The 25,755-nt window shown below is 35.9% G+C and carries 25 protein-coding genes; 17 read left to right on the top strand and 8 right to left on the bottom strand.

Annotated features, from left to right (window positions below):
• The first annotated feature begins 164 nt into the window (after positions 1 to 164).
• The 3 genes from RTX21_RS06310 (at position 165) to RTX21_RS06300 (ending at position 5,366) form a co-directional block, all read left to right on the top strand.
• On the top strand, positions 165 to 1,472 hold the full coding sequence (locus tag RTX21_RS06310; protein ID WP_312766085.1) for a T9SS type A sorting domain-containing protein: 1,308 nt from the start codon (positions 165 to 167) through the stop codon (positions 1,470 to 1,472).
• 47 nt (positions 1,473 to 1,519) lie between these two features.
• Entirely contained in the window at positions 1,520 to 4,159 is a 2,640-nt protein-coding gene (locus RTX21_RS06305) for a pectinesterase family protein (protein ID WP_312766082.1), read from the top strand.
• A 175-nt stretch (positions 4,160 to 4,334) separates the two neighbouring features.
• Positions 4,335 to 5,366 (top strand): LacI family DNA-binding transcriptional regulator, encoded by a 1,032-nt coding sequence (locus RTX21_RS06300; protein ID WP_312766079.1) that lies wholly within the window; start codon positions 4,335 to 4,337, stop codon positions 5,364 to 5,366.
• Between the two features lie 50 nt (positions 5,367 to 5,416).
• Here RTX21_RS06300 and RTX21_RS06295 read toward each other — a convergent pair whose 3' ends face one another.
• Positions 5,417 to 6,082, bottom strand: a complete 666-nt coding sequence (locus RTX21_RS06295; RefSeq protein ID WP_312766076.1) for a head GIN domain-containing protein — start codon at positions 6,080 to 6,082, stop codon at positions 5,417 to 5,419.
• A gap of 188 nt (positions 6,083 to 6,270) precedes the next feature.
• On the opposite strand from RTX21_RS06295, the gene RTX21_RS06290 reads away from it, so the two are divergent.
• The 4 genes from RTX21_RS06290 (at position 6,271) to dnaJ (ending at position 10,167) form a co-directional block, all read left to right on the top strand.
• Complete coding sequence (locus tag RTX21_RS06290; RefSeq protein WP_312766073.1) at positions 6,271 to 7,746, top strand: S41 family peptidase; 1,476 nt, start codon at positions 6,271 to 6,273, stop codon at positions 7,744 to 7,746.
• Between the two features lie 24 nt (positions 7,747 to 7,770).
• Positions 7,771 to 8,280 carry an endonuclease V gene (locus RTX21_RS06285; protein ID WP_312766070.1) on the top strand — a complete coding sequence of 170 codons (510 nt, stop codon included), beginning with the start codon at positions 7,771 to 7,773 and terminating at the stop codon, positions 8,278 to 8,280.
• A gap of 159 nt (positions 8,281 to 8,439) precedes the next feature.
• Positions 8,440 to 8,979 (top strand): nucleotide exchange factor GrpE, encoded by a 540-nt coding sequence (locus tag RTX21_RS06280; protein WP_312766068.1) that lies wholly within the window; start codon positions 8,440 to 8,442, stop codon positions 8,977 to 8,979.
• Positions 8,980 to 9,048: 69 nt separating this feature from the next.
• Positions 9,049 to 10,167: a molecular chaperone DnaJ gene (dnaJ, locus tag RTX21_RS06275; RefSeq protein WP_312766067.1), complete on the top strand. Its 1,119-nt coding sequence runs from the start codon at positions 9,049 to 9,051 to the stop codon at positions 10,165 to 10,167.
• A gap of 167 nt (positions 10,168 to 10,334) precedes the next feature.
• Here dnaJ and RTX21_RS06270 read toward each other — a convergent pair whose 3' ends face one another.
• Complete coding sequence (locus RTX21_RS06270) at positions 10,335 to 10,982, bottom strand: metal-dependent transcriptional regulator (protein ID WP_312766065.1); 648 nt, start codon at positions 10,980 to 10,982, stop codon at positions 10,335 to 10,337.
• Between the two features lie 234 nt (positions 10,983 to 11,216).
• On the opposite strand from RTX21_RS06270, the gene RTX21_RS06265 reads away from it, so the two are divergent.
• The gene (locus RTX21_RS06265; protein ID WP_312766319.1) at positions 11,217 to 12,248 is read left to right on the top strand and encodes an aminotransferase class V-fold PLP-dependent enzyme; all 1,032 of its coding nucleotides are present in this window, start codon (positions 11,217 to 11,219) and stop codon (positions 12,246 to 12,248) included.
• A gap of 296 nt (positions 12,249 to 12,544) precedes the next feature.
• Entirely contained in the window at positions 12,545 to 13,030 is a 486-nt protein-coding gene (locus tag RTX21_RS06260) for a hypothetical protein (RefSeq protein ID WP_312766064.1), read from the top strand.
• A 31-nt stretch (positions 13,031 to 13,061) separates the two neighbouring features.
• On the opposite strand, the gene RTX21_RS06255 is transcribed toward RTX21_RS06260, so the two are convergent.
• From RTX21_RS06255 to yidD, 3 genes are all read right to left on the bottom strand, one after another.
• On the bottom strand, positions 13,062 to 14,282 hold the full coding sequence (locus RTX21_RS06255; protein ID WP_312766063.1) for a serine hydrolase domain-containing protein: 1,221 nt from the start codon (positions 14,280 to 14,282) through the stop codon (positions 13,062 to 13,064).
• Between the two features lie 86 nt (positions 14,283 to 14,368).
• Positions 14,369 to 15,229, bottom strand: a complete 861-nt coding sequence (gene lgt, locus RTX21_RS06250; RefSeq protein ID WP_409414970.1) for a prolipoprotein diacylglyceryl transferase — start codon at positions 15,227 to 15,229, stop codon at positions 14,369 to 14,371.
• Positions 15,230 to 15,652: 423 nt separating this feature from the next.
• Positions 15,653 to 15,889: a membrane protein insertion efficiency factor YidD gene (yidD, locus tag RTX21_RS06245; RefSeq protein WP_312766062.1), complete on the bottom strand. Its 237-nt coding sequence runs from the start codon at positions 15,887 to 15,889 to the stop codon at positions 15,653 to 15,655.
• Between the two features lie 195 nt (positions 15,890 to 16,084).
• Here yidD and RTX21_RS06240 point away from each other — a divergent pair, with 195 nt between their 5' ends.
• Positions 16,085 to 17,236 (top strand): MFS transporter, encoded by a 1,152-nt coding sequence (locus RTX21_RS06240; RefSeq protein WP_312766061.1) that lies wholly within the window; start codon positions 16,085 to 16,087, stop codon positions 17,234 to 17,236.
• Here the strand turns inward: RTX21_RS06240 and RTX21_RS06235 are convergent.
• Positions 17,229 to 17,843, bottom strand: a complete 615-nt coding sequence (locus tag RTX21_RS06235; protein WP_312766060.1) for an alpha-ketoglutarate-dependent dioxygenase AlkB — start codon at positions 17,841 to 17,843, stop codon at positions 17,229 to 17,231. The genes RTX21_RS06240 and RTX21_RS06235 overlap by 8 nt on opposite strands.
• Positions 17,843 to 18,298 (bottom strand): nuclear transport factor 2 family protein, encoded by a 456-nt coding sequence (locus tag RTX21_RS06230; RefSeq protein ID WP_312766059.1) that lies wholly within the window; start codon positions 18,296 to 18,298, stop codon positions 17,843 to 17,845. The genes RTX21_RS06235 and RTX21_RS06230 overlap by 1 nt, the downstream gene beginning before the upstream one ends.
• Positions 18,299 to 18,435: 137 nt before the next feature.
• On the opposite strand from RTX21_RS06230, the gene hisS reads away from it, so the two are divergent.
• Positions 18,436 to 19,797, top strand: coding sequence for a histidine--tRNA ligase (gene hisS / locus RTX21_RS06225; protein WP_312766058.1), 1,362 nt, complete (start codon positions 18,436 to 18,438; stop codon positions 19,795 to 19,797).
• On the opposite strand, the gene RTX21_RS06220 is transcribed toward hisS, so the two are convergent.
• Positions 19,792 to 21,564 carry a helix-turn-helix domain-containing protein gene (locus tag RTX21_RS06220; RefSeq protein ID WP_312766056.1) on the bottom strand — a complete coding sequence of 591 codons (1,773 nt, stop codon included), beginning with the start codon at positions 21,562 to 21,564 and terminating at the stop codon, positions 19,792 to 19,794. The two genes, hisS and RTX21_RS06220, sit on opposite strands and share 6 nt — an antisense overlap.
• 293 nt (positions 21,565 to 21,857) lie before the next feature.
• Here RTX21_RS06220 and RTX21_RS06215 point away from each other — a divergent pair, with 293 nt between their 5' ends.
• From RTX21_RS06215 to RTX21_RS06190, 6 genes are all read left to right on the top strand, one after another.
• A complete protein-coding gene (locus RTX21_RS06215) occupies positions 21,858 to 22,079 on the top strand; it encodes a hypothetical protein (protein WP_312766055.1) in 222 nt (73 codons plus the stop codon).
• 180 nt (positions 22,080 to 22,259) lie between these two features.
• A complete protein-coding gene (locus RTX21_RS06210; protein WP_312766053.1) occupies positions 22,260 to 22,649 on the top strand; it encodes a hypothetical protein in 390 nt (129 codons plus the stop codon).
• A gap of 24 nt (positions 22,650 to 22,673) precedes the next feature.
• On the top strand, positions 22,674 to 23,090 hold the full coding sequence (locus tag RTX21_RS06205; RefSeq protein ID WP_312766052.1) for a hypothetical protein: 417 nt from the start codon (positions 22,674 to 22,676) through the stop codon (positions 23,088 to 23,090).
• Between the two features lie 222 nt (positions 23,091 to 23,312).
• A complete protein-coding gene (locus RTX21_RS06200) occupies positions 23,313 to 24,137 on the top strand; it encodes a S1-like domain-containing RNA-binding protein (RefSeq protein ID WP_312766051.1) in 825 nt (274 codons plus the stop codon).
• Between the two features lie 107 nt (positions 24,138 to 24,244).
• A complete protein-coding gene (locus RTX21_RS06195) occupies positions 24,245 to 25,147 on the top strand; it encodes a TIGR01777 family oxidoreductase (protein ID WP_312766049.1) in 903 nt (300 codons plus the stop codon).
• 50 nt (positions 25,148 to 25,197) lie between these two features.
• A complete protein-coding gene (locus RTX21_RS06190) occupies positions 25,198 to 25,743 on the top strand; it encodes a DUF1003 domain-containing protein (RefSeq protein ID WP_312766047.1) in 546 nt (181 codons plus the stop codon).
• Positions 25,744 to 25,755: the final 12 nt, after the last annotated feature.

The raw sequence follows: 25,755 nt of genomic DNA, 5'->3' as shown, positions 1-25,755 counted from the left end.
AATTTTTCATTAATCAAGGTTTGATGAAACTTGCTTTCATTAAACCTTTTTTTTACCCAATTTTAAATTTAACATAATGTTATTTCATTTATAATCAGTTTGTTATGTTTTATTTATGATTCCTATAACCTAAATCTTTCAACTAAATTAATGATTAAGAAATAATGAAAAAGATCTTTTTATTAGCTTTTTTAACGGTTGCAACAATCTTTCAAACGAAAGCACAATGCCCTGTTTCCGGATGGGCCTCGACCAACGGAGTAACAGGAGGCGGAGCAGCTACGCCCACTATTGTTACAACTTATGCCGAATTAAGAACAGCTGTCAATGCTGCCGCTGTGAAAGTTATTCACGTTTCTGGGCAAATTACTTTTCCAAGTGCGGGAAGATTGACACTTAACAATCAAACCGGGAAATCGATTATAGGTTTGGCTGGCGCAAGATTGATATCAACAGACCTTACAGCTGGAGGTTCCGGAATTTTAACTCTTAAAAGCAGTTCTAATATCCTTATCAAAAATATTACTTTCGAAGGACCAGGTGCTTACGATGTTGATGGTAACGATAATATGACGATAGATAATTGCACCAATGTCTGGGTGGACCATTGTACTTTTCAGGATGCATTGGATGGTAATCTTGATATCAAAAATGCTTCTGATCTGATATCGATCACTTGGACAAAATTCGAATATCTGAAAGCTCCAATTCCGGGAGGTTCTGGAGGAAGCAATGATCACCGATTTTCAAATCTTTTCGGTTCCAGTGACGATGCAACTCAAGATGAGGGCAAGCTACGTATCACGATGCAATATTGCTGGTGGGCAAACGGTGTTAGGGAAAGGATGCCAAGAGTGAGATATGGAAAAGTGCATTTGGTGAATAATTACTTCAATAGTTCTGTCAGCAATTACTGTATCTATGCGGGTTACAAGGCAGACTTGCTGATTGAAAGCAATTATTTTGAAGGTGTTAAGAATCCGATCAGATTAGAAACCGGGAACTTCACTGCGGCGCAATCCGTTGATAATACATTTGTTGGAACTACTGGAACCGCAGTTGGTTCCGGAACCGCGTTTACTCCGCCTTACGCATTGACCAAAATTGCTTCTCAGGATGTGAAACAAACAGTGATGGCTGGTGCCGGAGCTGTTCTTTTACAACCGACAGACTGTCTTTTTTTAGCAACTAATGAAGCGGCTCCAAAAAGTATTTCTAATGCTTCTTTTTATCCAAATCCAGCTTCCGAGAATATTTCTTTCAAGGTTTTTTCTGATTCTAATAACAAGCCTGTTACAATTAATGTAATTGATCTGTCAGGTAAGTCGGAAGGAGTTGTTTATAAAGGAACTTTAACAAAAGGAAACAATACTATTAATTCAATTTCATTAAAAAAGCTTGGCAAAGGCGTGAAGCTTTTCGAAGTCAAAACAGATAATGGCTCTTATGTTCAAAAAGTCATTGTCAAATAAATTTTGAAATAGAACCATTTAACTAACTACTAATTAATAAACTACTAATGAAAAAAAACTTAATTCTACCAGTTGCACTTTTTAGCGCAGTGATGATCTTCGGAATCGGAAAAGGTATTTCTTTTTTTTCAGATTCACCGATTGGGAATTCAAAAACATCTTTTTCATCAACCAATGAAATTAAAAAGATAAAAGAATCCTCAAAAAAATATTCGAAACCATTTGAAGCAACGCCGGCTTCTGTCAACTGGCCTTTGATCGCAGACATTACTACCAAATCTTTGGAAGGTAATCTGGAATCTGGTCTGATCTATCCAACAGCTGTATTGAAAACTGAAGTCAACTCTAAAGTTGATTTCACTGGCGACGGAATAGTAGATAGCAACATTGATTTCTATCAATATAGTGGAACAAGCAATAGCTGGACAGGGACCGGAAGTACGACCGTAATAGATGAAGCCAAATATGTACAGTTTGATGTCAACGCAACCAACGGTGGAACTTTCACGATCAATAGAGTGGAAGCTTTGGTGGGAGGTGCTGGGACAAGTAATATGTATTATCAGGCATTTTACAGTTTGAATGCGGATTTCTCTGATAGAGTTCAGATCAAAAGCGCAACACAATTGACGCCGAGTGGAAAATCACAGACGTTGGATGTTACACTTGCAACATCTGTAGTGATTTCGGGAAGCCAGAAATTCTATCTCAGATTTTATCCTTATCTGGCATCTGCTACCACCGGAAAACAGTTTGCATTGAGAAATGTAAAGATCTCTGGAACAATGGAAGGTGCCGTTGCAAATCCTGCGACAGTTTCTACAGCAGCGATTTCGTCTATTTCTACAACAACTGCAACAACTGGTGGAACTATTTCTAGTAACGGAGGTGGAGCCATCTCGGAAAGCGGTGTTGCTTGGAGTACAAATCAGAATCCTACCACCGCAGATTCTAAAACGGCCGAGAACGTTCCAAGTGGTTCTTATGTAAGTGCTTTAACTGGTCTGTTACCCAATACGACGTATTATGTTCGTGCTTATGCAACTAATACAGCAGGAACATCTTACGGCTCTCAGGTAAGTTTTACTACTTTGGCAAGCATTGTTGTGCCAACTGTTACTACAACTTCTCAATCACAGGTTACAAACAAATCCTTCGTAGTTTCCGGAAATGTTACGGATTGGGGAGGTGCAGATGTTACTGATAGGGGAATTGTTTGGTCAAAAACAGAAACAGCACCAACGCTGGAAAATGCAACCAAAGTATCAACAGGAAATGGTTTGGGAACTTTTTCTTCTTACGTTTATGGTGTTGATCCTTCAACTCTTCATTATGTGAGAACATTTGCGACCAATTCTTCAGGAACATCTTACGGAAGTGTTGCCACTGTTACAACAAAAGCAACCGATCCGGATGTGATCAGGACTATTGCTAAAGATGGCTCAGGAAATTATACAACAGTTCAGGCAGCTTTTGATGCGGTTCCGGATAATTATACAGGAAGATGGATCATCCATATCAAACCTGGAATTTATACAGAAAGACCTACATTGTTATCTGCAAAATCAAACGTATTCTTAATAGGAGACGACGCTGCAACAACGGTTATTACCAATAATATTTCTGCCGGCGATATCAATCCTGATACGGGAAGTGCTTACGGAACATCTCTTTCTCAGACTATGGCGATTTTCGGAAGTGATTTTACGGCTTCTAAAATTACCATTGCCAATACTTTTGTGAATTCTACAGCCAATACACAAGTTAATTCTCAAACACAAGCTGTTGCCCTTAAAACACAAGGCGACCGTCAGGCTTTCTATGATTGCAGAATCCTTGGTTATCAAGATACATATCTTGGAAACAGTATTGGTAGAGCCTATTTCAAAAACTCTTACATCGAAGGGAATGTGGATTTCATTTTCGGAAGACAAACGGTGGTTTTCGACCATTGTACAACTTATATCAACCGAAATAATAGTGTCGTTACAGCGCCTTCAACAGAAGTGACCACAAAATTCGGTTTTGTTTTCTTAGATTGTAATTTAACGGTTCCAGCTGCTGGTACTGCAGATTTTAACGGAACAGTTATCAGTAATTTTCATTTCGGAAGAGCTTGGCAAAATACTCCAAAATCCGCTTTCATAAGATGTGAAACACCTTCTATGTTGAATGCAACAGGCTGGACAACACCAATCAATGGGGCACTTCCTGTCACGTTTGTAGAATACGGAAATACAGGGGATGGAGCAACTCCGGAAAGATTGGCTCAAAGAGCGAATGGTGGGGTGGTTTTGACACAGGCAGAATCTTTGGTATATAATATTTCTAATGTCTTCAAAAAAGATACTGACCCTTCATTTTTATTCGATTGGATGCCGGAACCTTCTGTTAATATTGATTTCCCAACTTTGGCTGTCAACGATATCAAAGGAAACAAAACTTTGGTTTATCCAAATCCTTTTTCTGACCAGGTAACGATTGCTTATGATCTGAAATCAAATTCTGATGTGGTACTTACTATATATGATGTCAACGGAAGAGTTGTGAAGAATATTAGAAAATCGAATGAAAAATCTGGACAAAGAGAATTGATCATTCCTACAACAGATTTGAATTCAGGTGTTTATTTCTACACTTTGAAAAATAACGCAGAACAGATCAACGGCAAATTGATCAAAAACTAAAAAAAACATCATTTTTCATAATAAAAGAGCCGTCTTCATTTCGGTGGAACGGCTTTTTTAATAAAAAATATGAAATGGGCAGACTGAAAAAGAAATCAAAAGATTTTGATTCCAAAAGCAGTTGGGACGGGTATTATTTATATATTTACAACAACCAATATTCATCAACGGATATATGACGAAAAAAAACACGACGATATATGACATTTCCAAAAAACTGAATGTGAGTGTGGCGACTGTTTCCAGAGCGCTGAACAATCATCCAAGAATCAGTCAGGAAACCAAAGAGCTGGTAATGGCTGCTGCCAAGGAAATGAATTATAAACAGAATAATCTTGCAAAAGCGCTCAAAAGTGGTGAGACAAAAACCGTAGGTGTCATAGTTCCATACATTAATACCAATTTCTTTTCCTCTGTCATCAGAGGTTTGGAAGAAGAACTGTCACCACATGGATATCACGTGATTATCTGCCAAAGCCATGAAGATGCTGCCATAGAAAAAAAGCAGCTTAATACTTTGCTGAATACGCAGGTTGATGGTATTTTTATTTCAATTTCCAGGAATACTTCTGATATGGAATATATTAAAAAAATACTGGCAACCACTAACACGCCAATCATATTCTTTGATAGAAAGAAAGATATTCCGGGAATCAGTACGATTACGATCGATGACCACAAGGGTGCTTTTATGGCGACAGAACATCTGATCAATCAGGGTTATAGGAATATCTGTCATTTTTCGGGAGACCAGAATCTGGAGATCTACCAGAACCGTCTCAATGGTTATATCGATGCATTAAAAGCTAATGATCTACCCGTTGTTAAAGAAAACATCATTAATACAGGAAGTTCCATTGAAGAGGGGATAAGTGCGGTGAAAAATCTTTGGAAGCGCAAGATAAAGCCAGATGCGATTTTCTCAGCTTCGGATTTTACGGCTCTTGGTGCTTGTAAAGAAATCAAAAATCTTAAAGTTAAAATTCCTGAAGATATTGGTATAATTGGTTTTAGTAATGAACCATTTACTCAATTTATGGAATTGTCTATCAGTTCTGTAGACCAAACGCCGGTCGTAATGGGGAAAATAGCTGGAAATGTCTTTCTGGAGAGAATTAAAGATAACTCATCCGGAATCAGCATAGAGAAGAAACTGGTTCTTTCGCCAACACTTCATATTAGACAATCTTCTGACAGGAAAAAATAGAAAAACTCCCAATTTTGGGAGTTTTTCATCTCTACATTTTACTAAATCTATTATTTATAATTTATTTTTCCTCCAGCCACTTTTTTATCATTTTTGGTTTTTGGATTTCCATAAACATCTATTATGCCGCCTGCCCTGGTCGTAGCAGTTACAGATTCAGAGGCATAGACAGATGCTTTTCCGCCGGCGTTTGTAGTAATACTCGTAATATTTGTTTTTAAGTTTTGCCCATCATATTGTCCGCCAGTTGTAATAATTACTGATTGAGAGTCTGCTCCGCCAGATAGTTTCAGTGCTCCTCCAGTATTGATTTTTCCTTCCACTACATTTGCATCTACATTCAGATTGATCTGCGAACCTTCATTAGAGGTAACTTGCAGCTTAGAAGCTTTCAAAGGATCATTAGAATTAATGACTGCCCCTTGGCTTGCCTGGATATTGTTGATGTCTTTATAATATAGAACCACTTTTACATCGTCACCTTGCAGAAGTTTTGTGGTTTTCATTCTTACTTTCAGCTCGTTTCCGGAGTTTACAAATTCTATGTCATCTGATTTGGAGCCGCTGAGTTCCGCTTTGTAAGAAGAGGAAGGTATTAGCTCTACAGGTATTTTATCAAATACTTTCAAAGAGGTGAAAGCACCTATATCTTTGGTTTGTGCGAATGAAAACTGAGACAACAGAAACACAGACGCAACTACAATTATATGCTTCATAATTTTTTTGATTTATGTCTCAATAACAAAACCGAAACCACTTTATGTTAGAATATGTTAAAGTTAGGATTTGAATATTTCTCTATAATTTAAAAACCTTAAATTTAAGTTTATTAATTATGAGAAAAGCTCTATATCTGTTTCTATTTATCATTCTAATGTCTTGTCAGTCTGTCAGGAAGCATAATATGCTATTAGAAAAAAAGATACCTGTGACACAACTGAGGAAAGATGTTGATTTTACTTATGATAAACTTAAGAGATTCCATCCGGAGCTCTATTGGTATATATCCAAGGATGATTTGGACCGTAAATTTGACAGTCTGAAAGTAAGTCTCACAAAACCATTGACACCTAATGAGTTTTATTTTCAGTTCTCGCCGGTCATTGCAAACATCAACGAAGGGCATCTTCGACTCAAAGCTATACCCAGGAAATATACCAAAGCGGAACAACGAGCTTTCAGGATGAAAAAACCTTTGTTTGCGTTGATGGATTATCAAATTGTGGATGACAAGATGTTCGTCAAAGAGAATCGGGAGAATGTCGAGAATATCAAGGTAGGGACAGAGATCCTGAAAATCAATAATGAAGATGTCTCTGACCTGATCAATAAGTACAAAAAGCTTTATAGTTCGGATGGGAGGAATCAGACCTTTCAGAAATATTTTATGAATCTTGCTTTTTTCAATTATTACACGTTGGAAAAAGGCTATCTGGACAGTGTTACCCTGCAGGCAAGATATAATAATGTCATCTCTGATGTTTTTATCAAAAGACAGAAGAAGACAGATCAGCAAATGAATGCTGATGAGGTCAAACCTAAAATAACAACTGTCCAAAAAGTACAAGATTATGACGTCAGCTCTAAAACCTATAACAGAAATCTAAAATTCCTAAAGACTGATAGCAGTATAGCCTACATCAAAGTGAAAACCTTTTCGGCGACACTTGCCAAGAAATTCTATAAAGAGACTTTTGCAAATATCAAGCATGCTAAGTCAGATTATCTGATTTTGGATATCCGGGATAACTTGGGTGGGTCCCTTTCTGAGATCAATACCTTGTATTCTTACCTTACGGACAAAGAATTTACCCTGATCAAATCCCCGGAGATGACCTCTAGAACATCGGGTCTTCATCAGAATTATTTTCGTGGACAGAATATGTTCTCTTCTATTTTAAGTGCAGTCGGTTATCCGTTTTTCTTGGCTGGTAACTATTTTTTATCTTCTAAAAAAGATAATAGGTATTATTTTCGCGAGTTTGCATCCAAACCTACAAAACCAAGAAAAGATGCGTTCCGTGGAAAAATTTATGTTTTGATCAATGGGGGTAGTTTTTCTGCGTCGTCCATCATTTCAGCAAAACTCAAATATGAGAAGAGAGCTGTGATTGTTGGCGAAGAAACTGGTGGAGCTAATGATGGAACAGTTGCGGGTGTTAATAATACAGTGACTCTACCCAATTCTAAATTGACTCTACCTATCGGACTTTTCCTTATCCGACCGAATATCGAATTCGATAATAATAGCAGAGGCGTCATGCCCAATGTAGAGGTGGACCCTGGTTTCGGTGATATGTCTGACCAAGAAGATAAAATGATGAACTGGGTTTTAGATGATATAGCGTTCCGAAATTCGATTATAGGGAAGACGAAGTAACCTTAGATATAATCAAAACTATAAATGATTTTAGCCTTAGACGTGCACTATCGTGAGGAGGAAACCAAAGCGGTTGGTGTATTATTTAATTGGAAAGATGCAGTTCCGCAAGATGTTTTAATAGGATACATTGAAGATGTGAAAGCATATATCCCGGGTCAATTTTATAAAAGAGAATTGCCTTGTCTAATAAAGATCATAGAAAAATTGGATATTAGTAAACTCGAAGCTATTATTGTAGATGGGCATATTTATGTGGACAATGACCATAATTATGGGCTTGGAGGGAAATTTTATGAAATTTTGGAAAATAAAATACCGATCATTGGTGTTGCAAAAACGCCTTTTTACAATAACAAAGAAACTGTAACTCAAATCAAAAGGGGGGAAAGCAATAATCCGTTATATATTTCAGCTATTGGAATAGATCTGTCTACTGCCGCCCAAAAAATTCGGGATATGCATGGCGCTTTTAGAATCCCGAACATTCTTAAAACATTAGATCAGATAACAAAATCCGAGAATGATTCATAACAATTATTTCATCATACTAATGAGATAAGCTTTTGTTCGAGAAGGTCATGTTATCAAAATTGTATTCGAAAGCACTAATATTCTCTCACACTCTGCCTAATTGTCAAAAAATCAGAATTGGCAAAGGAATTGAAAAACCTATCCTGTAAAATTATCGTAATGGAAGAAAACAAAGATATACACGAGGAAAACATTAATTCTGAAACTCAACAACCTGAAACGACGGAAACGGACAATCAGGAAAATGTGTCACAACAACCGACTGCGGAGGAACTTTTGGCAGAAGAAAAAGACAGATACATCCGTCTTTATGCAGAATTCGAAAACTATAAGAAAAGGACTTTGAAAGAAAAGAACGAGTTCTATCTTTATGCATCAAAAGATCTTATGACATCTATGTTGGGAGTTTTAGATGACTTCGAAAGAGCAATTAAAGAAATCTCCAAAAATGGGAATGAAGATGATTTGAAAGGTGTTGAATTAATCTATCAGAAATTCAGAAACAAATTGGTAGAAAAAGGTCTTAAACCAATCGAGGTAAATGCAGGAGATGTCTTCGACGTCGATTTCCACGAGGCTATCACACAGATTCCTTCACCTACACCAGAACTGAAAGGTAAAATCGTAGATGTGATAGAGACCGGATATCAGCTTCATGATAAAGTGATCAGATTTGCTAAAGTTGTGACAGGAAATTAATTTAAGAATTTAGAAAAAGATATTAGATAATAGATTGCGGGTCAATCAATATATATCAAATCATCAATTATGAGTAAGCGAGATTATTACGAAGTTTTAGAAATATCTAAGTCGGCAAGTGCAGAGGAAATCAAGAAGGCCTACAGAAAAATGGCCATAAAATATCACCCGGACAAAAACCCAGGTGACAAGGCTGCTGAAGAAAAATTCAAAGAAGCTGCAGAGGCTTATGAAGTGCTGAGTGACGATAACAAAAAGGCCAGATATGATCAGTTCGGACATGCTGGAATGGGCGGTGCTGCTGGTGGCGGAGGTGGTTTCGGCGGATTTGGTGGCGGAATGAATATGGAGGATATCTTCAGTCAGTTCGGTGATATTTTCGGCGGCGGATTTGGTGGAGGACAACAGAGACAACAACAGTCTCGTGGTTCTAATCTACGTGTCAGGATCAAGCTAAACCTTGAAGAGATGATTGCCGGAACTCAGAAAACGATCAAGGTCAAAAAGATGAAGCTGGCTCCTGGTGTGACTTCCAAAACTTGTCCTACCTGTCACGGTAGTGGTGTACAGGTCAAAGTGATGAACACTATGTTCGGACAGATGCAGACGCAGACAACCTGTGGTACTTGCCAGGGTGTTGGAAAAGTAGCGGACAAAATTCCTGCCGGAGCCAATGCGCAAGGTCTTATCAAAGAAGAGGATGAAATTACGATCAACATACCTGCTGGTGCAAGAGACGGCATCCAACTGAATGTGAGGGGAAAAGGAAATGATGCACCACTAGGTGGAACTCCTGGAGATCTGCTTGTCGTTGTGGAGGAAGAAGTGGACAAGACCATCAAGCGTGAAGGCGACAATCTTCATCAGGAACTCTATATTTCCTTTGCAGAAGCGGCCTTGGGAACTACTAAAGAAATCAACGTGGTTGGTGGAAAAGTGAAGATCAAAGTGGATGAAGGCACACAATCCGGAAAGATATTAAGATTAGCCGGAAAAGGTCTTCCAAATATCGAAGGTTATGGTGGAAAAGGTGATATGTTTGTTCATATCAATGTTTGGACGCCTCAAAAGCTGACAAAAGAACAAAAAGAATTCTTCAAAAGCCAAATGGAGAACGGCGATATGAATGCCGAACCAACCGGAAAAGAAAAAACATTCTTTGACAAAGTAAAAGATATGTTCAACTAAGAACAAATAAAAAGAGAGACTTAATTTTAAGTCTCTTTTTTATTTGAATAATATTTTAAATACCATACAAACCCTGAAAAGGTTTAACAACAGTAGTCGTAGGTAAAACCTATGGAAAATATAATTCGCAACAAAAATATAGAACCCTGAAAGGGTTCAATTGTAATCTATTTCACGAGCAATCTATCACAAACCGTCTTGCTGAAGTTCTCTTCCTGATTGTTATAGGAAACTTTCATCGATTGGTCAAAATCTTCTTTCTGCAAAACCTTGATTTTAGTTCCAAGACTGAGATTCCTTTTATTAAGGAAATTCAGGAATTCTTCGGAAGAAGTCGTTACTGATGCTAGTTCTACCATTTCATCCTCTTTGCATCTGCTGAGTTTTTTCAGATAGGGTTGGATAATATTTCCGTCTTTGTCGGGGATTGGTTCACCGTGCGGGTCCACTTTGGGGTAATTCAGGATTTCGTCCATTTTATCAAAGAAAACATCAGAATGGATGTGTTCCAATTGCTCTGCGATTTCGTGAACATTTTCCCAGCCAAATCCCATTTTTTCTACCAAAAACATTTCTGTCAATCGATGCTTTCTTACGATTAAAGAAGCTTCTTTTTTTCCGGATTCTGTCAGTTTGATAGGTTTGTATGACTCATATTTTACCCAATTTTTGTCCGCAAATTTCTTGATCATACTATTCACAGACGGCATTTTGATGTTAAGCTGTCGGCTCAGATCATTCACAGAAACTTCATCATTCTCATTCACAAGATGATAAAGCGCTTTTAGATAATTTTCCTCAGTCAAAGAATTCATATTTCAAAGATAAGTAAAAGTTAGATGGGAGTCAATTTTAAACTAACAATTATTCGGGCGTGTCTCTTTGAAATTGCCGCCGTGCTAATTCTAAGGCAGGCAAACAGCAAGCGGGCCGGTCTACGGGCAGTCGCTTTCCCGAAAAACCTTGCAAGATTTTTCGTGAAGAGCTCCAACAATGCCCTTCGCCCTCACGCAAAAAGTGTAACTTTACAACCTCTAAGAAGTAGAAAAATGAAGAAATATTCTTTCAAAAACGATTATTCAGAAGGCTGTCATCCCAATATTTTAGAAGCATTGACCAAAACAAATCTCGTTCAGCAAAACGGTTACGGTTACGATAAATATTCAGAAGAAGCCAGAGAATTGATCAGACAAAAAATGAATCATCCCAATACCGATATTCATTTTGTAAGTGGTGGAACTCAAGCCAATTTATTAGTCATTTCTTCGATTCTCCGTCCACACGAAAGCGTAATTTCTGCAGAAACAGGACACATTTTTACCAATGAAACCGGCGCGATAGAAGCAACAGGACATAAAGTCCACGGACTCTTTACGGAAGATGGGAAACTAAAGCCTGAGGACATTCAATCAGTTTTGGATACGCATTCCAACAAGTCTCATCAAGTCAAACAAAAACTGGTTTACATTTCCAATTCTACAGAAGTCGGAACGATTTATACAAAGCAAGAATTACAAGAATTATCTACGTTTTGCAAAGCCAATGAGTTGTATCTTTTTATGGATGGTGCAAGACTAGGACAAGCTTTGACTTCCGAAATCAATGATTTGACATTGGAAGACATTGCCAACCTAACGGATGTATTTTATCTCGGTGGAACCAAAAATGGTGCACTTCTAGGTGAAGCGATTGTGATTACAAATGATAAACTAAAAGAAGAATTCGGTTTTCATATCAAGCAAAAAGGTGCGATGTTGGCAAAAGGTAGATTGTTAGGCATTCAGTTTTTGGAATTGATGAAAGATGATTTGTACTTCGATCTGGCAAAACATTCTAACGTTCAGGCTATGAAAATCAAATTCGCTTTTCAAAACAAAGGGTTCCAATTTTTGTCTGATACATTTACCAATCAGATTTTTCCAATTCTTAGTAATTCTCAAATCGAAAAACTGTCAGAAAATTTTGACTTCTACGTATGGAAAAAGATTGATGAAGAAAATTCTGCAATCCGCTTGATTACATCTTGGGCAACTTCTAATCAGGTTGTGGAAGAATTCATCGGAGAAGTATCATTATTATAATTTTAATGGTCATCGATTATAAAAAAATATTTTCCCTGTTGCGGAGCAAGCTTGCTTCTTATATATGTTAAAAGGGAAGATTTAGTATCAATCGAATAACCATCATCTTAATATTACGAAACATTCGCTATCGATTTAGCAAATTTCACCAAAAGCTTTCATAACAAATAGGCGCTATCAACAAATTACCGTTTGACCCAAATTACCAAATAATTGACCTTATTTCCAAAACTATTCTGTTTTTTGAATCGCAATTTTGCCATGTCAATAATGGCATACAATTTTAAAATCAAATTATGGGATTATCAATTTTGGGAATTTTTCACACGTTTATAGGTGTTGTTGCAATTGCTGCTGCAATTATAGGATTTATAAAAAATGGCAAAATAGATCTTGGTCAAATTACAGGGAAGATCTATTTTTATTTTACGCTTGTCACATCATTGACGGCTTTGGGATTGTCAAAACATGGTGGATTCAATCCGGGACATGTTTTTGCGCTTTTTATTGTGGTCTTGATCTGCATAGCTTATTTTCTGTATATAAAAAAACAAGAGCGCAGGAAAGCTCGTTTTTATGAGAATTTTCTTCTTTCATTCAGTTTTTTCTTGTCACTGATACCTACAGTTAACGAAACCTTTACTCGGGTTCCAATTGGACATCCTTTAGCAAAAGCTCCTACGGATCCAATTATTGGACAAACGCTACTTGTACTCTTTATAACATTTATAATAGGCTCTGTTTTGCAGTTCAGAATGCAGAAGAAAATTAATAATCAATAAGAGAAGACGGATTTTGGGTGATTTTAGTTTTTCAGTTTACCCTGATATTTTCCATCGCATTCCAGATATCAAAAAAAGCTTTGTTGCCTTCTTTGTCGGAGAAATTGGTATTGAAGATCATTATTCTTCCCAAATTGGTTTTCGGGTCAAAAAACATCATCGACATTGTTCCGGGATCACCACCCGTATGTCCAATGTAACCTGTATAACCAAATCCCATAAAAATACCGACATTATAAGATTCGTTATAAGGATTTTTTGTATTTCGTTCTCTGAAGTTGGATTCTGAAAGTTGAGGTTTGAAATATTCCACATAACTTTCTTTTGTAAGGATTGTTCCATTGCCGTTGTAACCTTTGATAAGCTCGGTTAGATATTTGCTCAGATCATTGACGTTGGTAATAAAACCGCCGTCCGGATAAGTGATCAGTTCGTAGTAGGGAAGAGGTGTAGTCGGATTTTCATAAAGTCTCGAGAACTTAGAAAAATCAATATCTTCAAATTTCCATCCGGAATCTTTCATTTTCAAAGGTTCAAGAATATATTTTTTTGTGAACTCTTTGAAAGGTTGTCCTGTCGCTTGTTCAATGATATAAGCAGCAAGTGTGGTTCCTACATTTGAGTATTCGTAGATGGTTCCGGGTTTGTGAGCGGAGAAACTGTCTTTGTTCCATTTTCCGTTTTTTGTAAGAACATTTTCAAAAAAAGATTTCATGGAGACAATTGAATCAGAAGGATTGAATGTTTGGTCATCATCAAAACTCATTTTGAGACCGGTCAAATTCTGGTTAGATTTCAGATAATAATTTTTTGATGAATAAAATTCGTTATCAGTAATAGATGAAGTATGTGTTGCCAATTCACGAATCGTGATTTTAGCATCAGTAAATTTTGAATTAACAACTTTAAAAGAAAGATACTTGTCAATAGAATCATCCAGCTTCAGTTTTCCAAGTTCTTGAGCTTTCAAAAGGGCAATTCCGACAAAAGTTTTCGAGACAGAACCGATATTCTGAATTGTTTCGGCTGTATACTTCTTATTATTCTCGACATCAGAAAGTCCAAATCCATTTTCATATAGCGTTCCTTTTTCATCCACAATCGAAACTGCAAATCCATTGAATTTTTTCTGATTATAAATTGTATTGATTTCCTCTGTGAGAAGTCTTTTATCATTCGTGTTTTTTGAAACAGAACTGGAGCAGGAAACTATCAGTAAAGATGAAAATAATAAAATGCAAAGATTTTTCATAGAAGCTTTTTTAATTAGACAGTCAATATGTTACTTTCGTTACTTGCTAAAATAAAAAAAACTCCCAAAATATGGGAGTTTATAAATTATACTGTTGCTTCCTCTTTCGGAAGCTTGAATTTTTTAGAATAGATCATTATCACCAAACCAGCAACCATAAACGGAATACTTAGAACCTGACCAGTGTTAAGTCCTGCAAAATGTATAATCTCATCACCTTGTGGTTCTTTCAGGAACTCTACAAAGAATCTGATTGCCCAAAGTAAAATGAAAAATAGGCCGAATAACCAACCTTGCTGGTATTTTTTGTCTGTTTTTCTGTACAAAAACCAAAGCAAGACAAAAAGACAAACGTAACCAAAAGCTTCAAACAGCTGAGTTGGGTAACGTGGAATTGTTACGCCGTATTCTGAGCTTTGTTGTGGGAAAAGAATAGCAAAAGGCGAATCAGGGTCAATAGGTTTTCCAAGGATTTCAGAATTGAAAAAATTTCCCATTCTTACAAAAGCACCACCAGAAGCCACTACGATCCCGATTCTGTCATAGACCCACAGCGGATTTTTCTTGATGATTTTCAAACTGTAATATAAAGTTGTCGCAATCACCATAATCGCAGCACCGTGACTTGCCAAACCAGAAAATCCTGTGAAATGTAAACCGCCTCTTGTACTGATTGGCAAGAAAACACTTAGGAAATCTTCTTTAAATAACTCAGGCTGATAAAAAATAACGTGTCCCAATCTCGCCCCAAGAATAGTCCCAACCAAAGTCCAAGTGAAAAATGGCTCCAGATATTTTTCATCAACCCCATCGATCTTGAAAATTTTTGCCATTATGAAATATCCCAATCCAAAAGCGAAAATGAACATCAGACTGTAGAAATGTAACATCACTGGCCCCAGTTTGATTCCTTTTATCGGGTCCCAAATTTTGAAGGTAGTTTTCAGTTCAACTTTCTCAGTAGGCTTTAAAGCTGTATTTGATTTTAATAGATATTTGAAATTCTCAATGTTCTTCTGCTCAAGAGTAGATTCTAAAGGATTGAAATTTTTATCCAAGAACTGAAATTTATTAGCTTTGAACGCTTCCAAAATATTTTGAATATTAGAAAGATGTTCTGCAGATTCAGGTGTGATGTTGTCTTCATTCAGGATAATCAATTCGTTATTAATGTTTTTTGAAGCTTGACTTACCAATGAGTCTGTTCTTTGGGATGCAAATATTTTTACAGCCAAAGTCTCTTTATTATTTATTTTCAAAGTCCCGTCAGAAAGACTTGTGTTAGAATTTTGGGCAGAAATCATCTGGAAAATTCCGGCAAAAAGAAGAAGATAAAATCTAAGAAAAATATTATTCATTGATAATTGATTTTAATGTTGTTTTGGTGGAACCGGATCATAACCTTCGCCGCCCCAAGGATGGCAACTTGCGATTCTTTTAATAGAGAGCCAGCCTCCTTTGAAAAACCCGTGGATTTTCAAGGCTTCCAAAGTATAATGCGAACAAGTCGGGTCATATCTGCAGTTTTTCCCCAGCCAAGGCGAAATGGCAAATTGATAAAACTTTATCAAAGCTGCAATTGGAAAAATCAGAATCTTGTTCAGCATAATAGTTTGAGCTATGCAAAAATAATAGAAAAAAGATTATGGAAATCAAAATTAACGAACAATAACAGTTGTATTCTGAATACTTTCATCTTTAATGTTAACCAAATTTAAACAATAGTTTAAATCAATGATACGATTATAGATTTTATAATATTCAAATTTGAATTTGATTGATAAAATCTTGATTTTTGCAAAATGGATAAAAGAATACTTCCGTTGACTTTAGGCGGATTGGCAATTGGTACTACAGAATTTGTGATAATGGCACTTCTGCCGGATGTAGCAAGATCTTTGAGCATCTCTATTCCGCAGGCAGGACATTTTATCTCTTCTTATGCTACAGGTGTTGTAGTTGGTGCACCGGTTTTGGTAGCTTATGCTGCAAAATTTCCTCCCAAAAGGATCTTGATCTTTTTAATGATAGCTTTTACGTTCTTTAATGGATTATCGGCTTTAGCAAATGATTATTATACCATGATGATTCTTAGATTCTTATCAGGGCTTCCTCATGGTGCATTTTTCGGTGTGGGAATTGTTGTTTCTTCACGATTGGCAAAGCCAGGAAAACAGGCGCAAAGTATCGCAGTGATGTTTGCCGGCCTTACGCTCGCAAATCTTGCGATGGTCCCTTTTGTGACTTGGTTGGGACATCAGTTATCTTGGCGATATGCGTTTGGAGTAGTTGCCTTGATAGGATTGATTACAATAATTGCACTCAAATTTCTCCTTCCTTATATGGATAGTTTGCGAACAGTTACTTTGAAAGACGAATTGGAGTTTTTTAAAACAATGAAAGCCTGGCATATTATTTCGATTTCAGCAATTGGATTTGGAGGTTTGTTTGCTTGGTTCAGTTATATAACACCTTTAATGACTAATGTATCCAATTTCCCGACAGATTCCATTGCATATATAATGATTTTAGCAGGCTCGGGGATGGTTGTTGGGAATTTTCTTGGAGGAATAATGTCTGATAAGATGCGTCCGGCATTGGCTGCTGCTATCCTTTTTCTGGCAATGATCTTGGCTCTGATCTGTGTATTTTTCTTTTCAGAAAACAAAATAGTTTCTCTTATCCTGACTTTTGTCTGTGGTGTTTTATCAATGGCAGTAGGAACACCTATTAATATTATAATGCTCCGCACTGCAAAAAACTCAGAAATGATGGCTGCTGCTTTTATGCAGGCTGCTTTCAATATTGCTAACTCTCTCGGTGCTTTTTTCGGAGGATTGCCTTTGGAGTTTGGATTGTCTTATAATTATCCATCTTTGGTCGGGGCTGGATTATCCATTATAGGATTGTTACTTTGCCTTGGATTTATGAGAAAATATAAACCTGTTATTTAGATTTATCAATCGTCCTGAAAGTCAGGCTGATTCTTGGTTTGATGATTCTTGTCGTTGTTGGCAATCTGTGAAGCCAGAATTTCTGTGTTGTATCTTTCATCATCAGCAAACTTCCGTGTTCCAGAACTAATGAGACCAGTTCTTTTGTGGTTTTATGTTTAAAATTAAATTTTCGTTCTGCACCAAAACTAACTGAACTGATGGCGCCATTATCCTTCAAATCCTTCTCGCCATCACTGTGATAAGCCATTCCTTCGGAACCATCGTGATAGAGATTCAGTAAACAGGAGTTGAAAGTTTCGCCACTCACAGTTTCGATCTTTTCTTTGATCTCAAGAAGTGTTTTGTTCCATGGTAAAGCGGTTTTTGTTCTTCCGGAATAAGTGTAACTGAATTCCTCATTCCCATACCAGGCAACTTTTCGTTTAGTTTCAATCAATTTTCCGAAGATCACCGCTTCATCACTTTTCCATTCCACCTCGGTCATTAATTTGTGGAAATAATTGTTAGCTTCTTCTTCAGAAAATATTTTCCCATAGTAAGAAGTTGTTCCGCCATAAGGCAGAATGTTTTCTATGATTTCGAATTGGTTGTCAAAAAGGCTCATTATTTGGTTTCGTCAAAATTATCGTAATAAGTAAAATCTTTGGTGATTTTCCCTTTTTCAATAGTGAAGATTGTGCAAATCGGAAGTTCGAATTTTGAATTGTCTGGAGCAGTTCCTGTAGAAACAAATTCAACAATCACATTCTTTTCTCCTGAAACATAGATTTGTTTGATCTCATCTTTCAGGTCTGGGAAAATCTGATTCAATTCAGAATATTTTTTGATAAAATCCTGTTGGCTTTGCTTTACAATTCCAGTTCCCAAACTCGGGTCTTTGAATTCTGCATTTTCAATATATAGTTCTGATAGCTCTTTCCATTTGTGGGCGTTGAACAATTCGAAATATTGTTTTACTAATTGTTCATTTTCTTGATTCTTCTCGCAAGAAGATTTGCAACAAGAAATTAGAAAGATACTCACCGATAATAAAACAAATAAAGATGTTATGGTTTTCATTTGATTGGTTTGGTCACTAATTTACAATTTTACGATGAATTTGGAGAAGTTTGGTCATTACTTTTTAGAGTATTGGCTATAATCCGTATTTTTGCAACCGATTTATTATTTATCAATCATCATTTATCAATTATATAATGAAGCCGAGCTTAGCAAAAGGGACAAGGGATTTTACTGCGAAAGAAGTTTCCAGAAGAAAATATATCATCAATATTCTTCAGAAAAATTTTGAATTATTTGGATTCCAACCATTGGAAACTCCAAGTTTTGAAAATCTTTCTACTTTGACTGGAAAATATGGAGAGGAAGGTGATAGATTGATTTTTAAAATCCTTAATTCCGGAGATTATGCTTCAAAAACGAATGAAGAAGATTGGACAAACAAAAATTCTCAAAAGCTAATTTCCCAGATTTCCGAAAAGGCACTTCGTTACGATCTAACCGTACCTTTTGCAAGATTCGTGGCGATGAACCAAGGGCAATTGGCTTTTCCTTTCAAACGTTATCAGATTCAGCCAGTGTGGAGAGCTGACCGTCCGCAGAAAGGAAGATTTAGAGAGTTTTATCAATGCGATGCGGATGTTGTTGGAAGTACAAGCCTTTGGCAAGAAGTAGAATTGCTTCAGTTATATTTCAAATCATTTAAAGACTTGAAATTATCAGTTTCTGTTCATATCAATAATAGAAAAATACTTTCCGGAATTGCAGAATATGCTGGAATTGCAGATAAATTGATTGATTTTACAGTTGCTTTGGATAAATTGGACAAAATCGGAAAAGATGGTGTGACAAAAGAAATGCTTGAAAAAGGAATCTCCGAAGAAGCGATTGAAAAATTGGATTTCCTTTTCAATCAAACTGATGATGCCCTTGAGAATCTATTAAACTTAAAAGAAAAATTCCAAGGAAACGAAACCGGACAGAAAGGCGTAGAGGAATTAGAATTCGTCATTAAAAATGCTCTAAATCTTGGAATTGATTCTCAAAGTCTTGTGTTTGATATTACTTTAGCCAGAGGTTTGGATTATTATACAGGCGCAATCTTCGAAGTTAAAGCGGATAAAGTTGCAATGGGCTCTATTGGTGGGGGCGGACGTTATGATAATTTGACAGAGGTTTTCGGAGTCAAAGATATTCCTGGTATTGGAATTTCTTTCGGATTGGACAGGATTTATCTTGTGATGGAAGAATTGGGGATTTTTCCGGGAGATTCTGAAGTGAAAGTTGAATATCTTTTTGCCAATTACGGTGAAAAAGAATCTATAGAAGCTTTGAAACTTATTTCTGAACTTAGAGATAAAAATATTTCAGCAGAGTTATATCCTGAAGCTTCGAAGTTGAAAAAACAGTTTACTTATGCTGAGAAAAAGGGAATCGAAAATCTGGTTTTTCTAGGCGAACAGGAAATAAAAGATCAAACAGTTACGATCAAAAATCTTGTTTCGGGAGAACAAAAAACTCTGAAAATAGAAGAGTTCTTAAAAATAAAATTATTATAACAATCCGTGAAGCCTTTCTAAGGGAGAAAAGTTGCCGCCATTATTATTTTCGAGCTCTTTTTTCCTTTTCCGAATGAAGTCTGTAGGACGGATGCCATTGATCTCATAAAAAAGATCTGAGAAATTTTGTCGGGACGCAATGCCACATTCCTTTGCCAAGGTATCTATGGTGTAATTGAGATAGATGCTCTTCTCAAACATAAGTCTCGTAATGTATCTGATTCTTAAGTCTCCCAGATACTTGTTGAAGTTCATTCCTTTTTGCTCATTGATGACGTTGGATAGATAATTTGTATTCGTATCCATTTGAATGGCAAGCTTTTGTATCGTAAGGCCCTTTTGGGTAAATTGTTTTTTCTCTTCGAAGGATTGTAGTTTCCTTAATAGGTCTCTTTTTATTGCTGCTGCAATCTGAGTCTTTTTCTCATCTAAAGAATCGGAGGTTAGAATAGCGGCAGGTGAAGTTTTTGCGGATATGTGATCTAAACTTACATAGCTGTTATTCTTCATTTTATCTTCCAAAAGAAGATACTTGCTAAGCGTGTCTTTTTCCTTTTTGTATTTTTTGTTCAGGATGAAAACGAGGATGCCTCCTGAAATAAATAAAGCAGCAATCAAGAATCCTCCCCAGGTATTTGCTGTTTCTAGTCTGCCTTTTTCTTCTATCAGTGTGTTTGTATCATATTCCCGATGAATTTTCAAAGAAAGATAGGCGAAGTCTCTTGAAATGATACTATCCGCTTTCAGTAATTGTGTTGTGTAGAAAAGTTGCTTTTCGTGATCTTTATTTATTTTATAGTGATTGATGAGTAATTCATAATTTTCTCTCAGTTCGGGAAGTATAAAATCATGTTTTGTAAAGATAGAGTCAGTTTTTTTAAAGTATGATATAGCTTTATCCTCATCCTTAAGAGCGAGATAACTTTTGCCAATGTAAAAATAATCTACAGACATCCAGGCAAAATCATCTTTGATCAAGCCTAGGGATTCGTTCATATAATCAATTGCAGAGGTATATTTGTTATTACTGTACTCGGAAAGGCCTTTGCTTTTTAAGAAATAACTTCTTTCCAATAAAAAGTCTTTATCATTGAAGGTTTTTAAAAGACCAATATCTATGAGAGAATCTGTTTTTTTTGTATCCTTTAGATTTCTGTAACAAATCACCATTTGATGCAAGCTGTTCAGATAACCTTTCTTATTATTGAATCTTTGAGATTCGTGTGATGTTTTGTCGTTGGATTCTGCCTCGAAATAGGATACACAGTTTTTGAACAGCTCTAAAGCTTCCTCGTGGTAACCCAAATAATTTTTTACAACGCCAAGATGGTAAGAAACCTTATTTTTTAGATAAAGATCTCTGGTGTCTTTAGAATATTTGTAAGCCATCAGATATTCGTCCAATGCAGGTTTATATTTCCTGTAATTGGCATAATATACACTGCCTTTCAAGACGTAGGCAGTGGCAATTCTATTATCGTTTGAAGATTTGTAGGCGGCATCTAAACAACTGTCCGCATACTTCAATTTTTTATCCAATGACTTGGAATAATAAACAGCATCACGATAACCTTGGAAAAGTTCTAAGTCTTTTTTTTCTGCTTTTGCTTTTTTGATGTACGAATTCAAATACAAAAAAGCACGACCATCATCTTCAGGGAAAGTGCTGTATTTTTTTCTTAATATCTCATAGCTTTTTGGGCTGACGTCTTCAGAAAAAACATAGCTGGAGAATAGTAGAAATATGATCAAGAAAAAATTTTTCATTGCAATAATTATCTCAATCATTTGTGTCTTCAAAAATACGGAAATATGAAATATGTTTGAGAATTTTTTAATAAAAAATCGTTATGATAAGAGAGTTGTTAAAATTAAGTGTAAATATTTGTAAATCAATATTTTAAATACGTCCTTATTTATGAATTAGGACGTCAAAATTTCAAAATAAAGACCACTTATGTTTTTATAAACGGTGTTTTGCACATACTTTTGCCATGTATTTCAAATGAAATATTTTTCAAACCGACTCATTTTTTAAAACATTAAACATTATTTATATCATGAAAAAATTTATTTCCATTTTAGCGATTGCTGTTGTCACTATGAACTTTGTTTCTTGCCGACAAGAAGACGAGACTGCAGATATTCAAGAAAGCATTACGCAACAAAATAAAGTTCTAAAAAAATCAAGTGATTCAGCAGAAACTGGTGAGGTTGCTTCTGCCGTTGCAAAACCAGAAGTAGATCCGGATCCGCCAGTGAGAGATGGAACTAGATGGTAGTCTGGTGGAACTTTTTTACAAGAAAAACATTCATTATTTGCATTTTATATCTGCCTCATTTCTTTTGCAGAACTGGGGCAGAGTATAAACAGGGTGTGTACTGTCCAGTACAATGAAGTCTTGGAACTACATAAGGTCTAGTAACATTGCGGGCTTCAGGTTCTGAAAAAAACTAATTTTATGAAAACGATATATTTCTTAATTTTTGGTTTGTTATTTATCAATATCAAATCACAGATTGGAATAAATACGCCGAAACCTTTAGCTAATTTAGAGGTACATAAATCTACACTGCCTACAATTCCAGATGGTATTATACCACCCAGAACTACGGCAGACTCACTGAAATTAAAGGATCAGCTCTATGGAACAGCTCAAAACGGAACGTTTATCCAGATTGTAACTCCATTAGCTTCATCATCTTCCCTCAAAACTCAGAATATGACAAGCTCTGGTTATTATATCTATGATGCACATTATACGCATACAGATAAAAGAACCAAAGGCATCTGGAAAAAAATGTTCAGTGATCCTAGTGCTTTTGCAGCAAAAGGAACATCTGGATTATGATTCGTAAGTTCAGGTGTAGAGCTTTTGGGCTCAGATTTTAAGGTTCTCCAATTCAATGCTCAGCTGGTAAAAGATATTGGACAGGAATTTGTGAAAGATAACCAATATATTGTGCCCGAAACAGGACTTTATGCGATTAACTATTCTTTGAGATTTGGGGATGGGCTTACCAAAGATATTCCTGCCTCGGCAAAACCTGGATTAGTGATTTCTAAAACTTCAGATGCTGGAAAAACACCTGTATTGCTAGATTATATTTATCTGGCAAGCGGAACTATTCCCGTCATCGCAACCAAAGTTTCTTTAACGGAAGGCCGTATCAATCATATTTATAACCTGAAAGTCGGAGAAAATCTCAATTTCGGGATTGTAACAGGAAATATGGATATTTCTGTTTTGGGAGACGTTTCTGCAGAGATTTCAATTTACAAAATAAGATAATCATTATGTCAAGATTTAATAACCTAATAGTAGTAAAAATAGTTGCCATCATTTTGTTTATTTTAAAAATGTGTTTTGGCGAAGAAATATTCCGAAAAAGACCTGACTACGAGAATAATTGATTTTTTCTGAACGCATACAAAGCATCGAGGTCTAACAAAAAATGATTCTTAAAAGTTAGATTAAGAAAAGTATCTGTATTTTTGCAGGAAATTCAATTTTATGAAGCTAGGACAAACTCAAACACTTACAATTGCAGAACAAATATCTTCTGGTTTTATCTTAAAAGACGAATTTGGAGAAAAAGCTTTTATCCAAAAAATTTTTGCCGATGATTCTTGGGCAATTGGGACTGAGGTGGAAGTGTTTGTTTATCAGGATGATAATAACCTGAAAGCAACAGTGGAAAAGGCCAATGCAGAAATAGGGGAGTTTGCGGTAATGACTTGTGTTCAAAGTTTACCTACCGGTGCCTTTATGGATTGGGGAATTATCAAAGATCTTTTTATTCCATACAAGCAACAGAAATCCAAGATCATAGAAGGTAAACGTTATTTAGTTTATGTTTATGTTGATGAAACAACTGGATTGATAACAGGGACAACCAAGTTCAAGCGTAATCCTCAATATGATCAGATTCCTTTTAAAAATGGAGATAAGGTAAATCTGATAATGATGAACGAATCCGAATTGGGTTGGAATGTCGTCATTGAAAAAAAATATATCGGACTGATCTACTCTTCGGATGTTTTCAAAAAATTATATCCATTGTCTGAAGAATCTGGTTATATCAAAACAATCCGCGAAGATGGGAAGATTGATGTGACATTGCAACCTCAAGGTTTTGAAAATGTAGATGAGTTCAAACAAAAAGTAATTGATAAGCTCAATGATAACTATGGACTACTTTATCTTTCCGATCGATCTTCTCCTGAAGAAATCAAAGATGAGTTGCAAATGAGCAAGAAAAACTTCAAAAAAGCAATAGGAGGTCTCTATAAAGATAAAATAATTGATATTTTAGAGGATAAGATCAGGTTGCTTTAAAAAATGTTCTTACTTCAGATTTGTGTAAATTATCATTTTTCTCAAAATTAATTTTTCTAAACCTTTCGTTGGAATCTTTTTTGTTTATTTTGGTAAAATAAAAGCTGATGAAAAAGATTCTCATAAGTGGGGCAACAGGTTTAGTAGGCAAAAGACTCTCCCGAAAATTATACGAACGCGGCTATCAAGTTGAAATTTTAGTTCGTTCACATAAAGAAAGATCAGATTTCAAATCTTATGTTTGGGACTATGAAAATCATTTTTTAGAAGAGGGCGCACTCGATAATACTTATATTTTCATTCATTTGGCTGGAGCGCCAATCAGCAAACGCTGGACAAGATCCTATAAAAAAGAAATTTATAAAAGTAGAGTAGATTCCGCACAATTTATCTATGAAAAGATGCTGGAAAAAAATATTCATCCCGAAGCATTTATTTCGGCTTCAGCGGTTGGATTCTACGGACAAATTACATCAGAACATATTTTTTCAGAAGAAGATTCTCCGGCAGAAGACTTTTTAGGTCGTATTTGTGCAGATTGGGAAATAAAAGCTTTACAATTTCAAAATCTTGGAAGCAGAGTAGTCCGAATCAGAACGGCAACTGTTCTTTCTGAAAAAGGTGGTGCTTTGGATGTTTTCAGGAAACCGGTAGGCTTCAACCTTGGGACACCTTTAGGAACGGGAAGACAATATTTTCCTTGGATTCATTTGGATGACCTTGTCAATATCTATTTCAAAGCAGTAGAAGATGTTTCTATCAACGGTGCTTACAATGCATCTGCTCCAGATTTTGTAACCAATGAAGTTCTCACGAAAAAACTTGCATCTCATCTCGGTAAGACATTATTTTTACCCAATATTCCAAAATTTATCATCAAAACTGTTTTAGGCGAAATGTCGGTCTTGGCTTTGGAAGGAAGCCGGATTTCTTCTAAAAAAATTGAAAATTCAGGTTTTAAATTTAATTATGATAATTTGGATAAAGCTTTGGCTGATGTTATTAACTAAAGCTTTTTGCAAATCGCCTTTTTAATCATTACTTTTATCAAAATTTTCCAATGAGACTTACAGAAGAAAATCAAGAAAAGCTATCTGTCCTAGAGAAAATAGCGAACGGAATTATTTGGTGGGTAGGTTCTATCCAATCATTGATTTTTCATACTATTTTTTTCATCGTCAGTTTTGCTTTACCGATTTTCAATATTGTAGAATTTGAACATATGTTGTTGGTTCTCACAACTGTAGTTTCTTTAGAGGCAATCTATCTGGCGATTTTTATCCAGATGTCAGTTAATAAAAGCTCTGAGCATATCGAGGACTTGAAAGAAGATGTTAATGAGATTCAAGAAGATATAGATGAAATCCAAGAAGATATTGAGGAAATTCAGGAAGATGTAGAAGAAATCCAGGAAGATATTGACGAAATCCAAGAAGATGTGGAAGAAATCAATGAAGATGAAGACGAAGAAAGTCATAGTGAACGCGCTAGAACAGTAATGCTGAAAAGCAAAGTCACTAATAATAAAAACGATATCAAAAATCTGAAAGATAAAATCAAAGAATTGGAAAGTTTGATTGAAAAAATTAAAAAAGAAGAAGAGTAATAACAATGCCGG

Origin of the sequence: Epilithonimonas sp., from assembly GCF_032054305.1 — a bacterium.
GTDB lineage: Bacteria > Bacteroidota > Bacteroidia > Flavobacteriales > Weeksellaceae > Epilithonimonas.
Note: the sequence above shows the minus strand (reverse complement) of the source record. Positions and strands in the feature narration are given on the sequence as shown.